The following is a 2,152-nucleotide window of genomic DNA, read 5'->3' as shown; positions in this document are numbered from 1 at the left end:
TGACCATCAGCCAACGTATCGCCATTGCAGCGGCCGAAGCCGGGCTGCCGCATGACCAGTGCATGTACTGTGAACGTCAGGGCCTGCCCATCCTGCCGCTGCGTCGTGCGTTAGTGCCGGATACCCGCCCCGAGTGCGTCACCAGCGTCGCGGGCAACCTGCATATCTCGACGAAGATGGGGTTGCGCACCTTGCGCGAGGGCTACCTGTATGTGCTGCTCGACCAGCAGGTCTGGCACGCCTATGAGGTGAGTGCACAGGGCCACCTGCGTCGTTTCAACCCCTACGAGCCGCCGGACGGCCCACCAAGGCCGCTGCCGGAAAAGTGCGTACACGACAACCACGACATCCCGTCGGCCTTCCTCACAATCGATACCGACAAGTACGGTAGCGCGTGGCTGGCGTTTTCCAGCGATGCCTGGCCGATCAGCGTGCTGAACGCCTACAAGCGGGGGCAGGCGCCCGCGCAGCGCTTCGAGGGCCTCGACCTGAGTCAGGCGCGCAATAATCCCGAGCTGCTGGGCATCGCCATGACGCCCGACAACTTGCAGGTCGACAAGCAGGTGTTCGAGTACGCTCAGCCCGCGTGCTCACCTTTCGACAGCGCCCATGGTTTCCATAGCCGCTGGATGCGCCGGTTCGCCCTGCGGGGCCATGTGATCAATGCGATGAACCGGCACCAACTGGCGAACGGTGTGCTGGCGGTGGTGCTCGACGACACCGTCGGCCTGATTCAGGAATACAACCACCAACGCCTGAACTGGGTAGTGAAGCGTCAGGTCTGGCGCGAGGAACCGATGCGCGCCTACCAGCTGCAGACCTCGCAGATCCTGCAGATCATTCGGGCCACGCACAGGGAGTGGGCGGCGCAGAAGGTGCCGTCGCTGGAGCCGATGACGGGTGATGCGCCCCCGGTGTTCACCGACCCGGCGATCCAGCGACAGCAGTTGGTCGAGCGCGCGCAGCAGGAGAGTGACGAGCGGCTTGAACAGCGCTATCACGAACCGCAGCGGGCCGCGTTCCAGGCGGAATACGACCAGCAGGAACGCGAGTTTCAGCGTTACATCGACAAGGATGCCCAGGCTTACGTTGCCTTGTTCGATACGCCGATGTTCAAGGTGGCCGAACAGTACGACTACGACGGCAACCATCGCGAGTCCGGCGTGGCCTACGCCAAGACCATGGCCCTGTGCCTGGGCGGCGGTGTCACCGAAGCAGTGGCCCCCAGCCTTGAACCGCATATGCCCACCTCCGGCACCAGCGAACTGCTCTGGCTGAAATGGCTGCAAGACCCGCACAGCCCGCCCTACCGCGCCTTGCTGATGCGCGACCAGGCACTGCTGGCCGGGCTGCTGCCCAGTTTCTCGGCCGGTGAAGCCATCAACTGGAACGACAGCGACAAGCTGTACGGCATGCTCAGCAAGATCATCGCCAGCGACGACGCCGGCTTGCGCTTGCGCGATACCCTCAAACAGGCCATCGCCGAAACCCAGAGTGCGCTCAATGCGGCCCACCAGCGCCTGGCGGCAAACCTCGCTCCCGGTATCCAGAACGCCGTGCGGCACCTGAACAGCGCCACGCAGTTGCTTTACAACGGCGTGCACCTGATCGAGCTGGAAGTGAAGATGAAGCTGGGCGAGTACTACGCCTTGCAGAGTGCCCATTTGCGTGAACTGCAGCACAAGGCCAACGCGACGATTGCCGCGGCGCGGGACCGGATGCACCGCAATATCGATGACATCGAGTTTGGCTCGATGAAGGCGATGCGCAAGGTGCGGCCGATTATCCAGCATGGCTTGATGAGCCTGGCGGTGCTCGATCCACGGTTCACCAACACCATGATCAGTGTGACGGTGTGGGTCGAGGGTAAGGCTGAGGACGTGCACAGCCGATTGTTCCAGGAAGCCAACATTGGCGTGACGCAGGCGAGCAGCGCGGCGCAGATCGCCCTGGTGGATGTCTCGGTGGCGGCGGGGACGTTGGAAGCCGATGCGCGCAGGTTGTTGCAAGGGATGAAGATCACCTCGCAGCAGGCGGCCCGACTGGTGAAGACCGGCTTTTCAGGGTTGCGCGGGGTGGCTGGGAGTTGGGAAGTCCTATTGGCGATAGGTGGGTTGTATTTGCAGTCAGACAGCTTGGGCAGGAATCAGGA

1 protein-coding gene is annotated in these 2,152 nt (G+C 63.2%); it reads left to right on the top strand.

The window, feature by feature from the left end:
• Window positions 1-2,152, top strand: a 2,152-nt coding sequence (locus C6A77_RS25085; RefSeq protein WP_114172027.1) for a T6SS effector BTH_I2691 family protein, incomplete at both ends; no start/stop codon positions are given.

Origin of the sequence: Pseudomonas sp. AFG_SD02_1510_Pfu_092 (assembly GCF_003331055.1) — a bacterium.
GTDB lineage: Bacteria > Pseudomonadota > Gammaproteobacteria > Pseudomonadales > Pseudomonadaceae > Aquipseudomonas.
The sequence above is the reverse complement of the archived record's forward strand: the minus strand, read 5'-3'. Positions and strand labels throughout refer to the sequence as shown.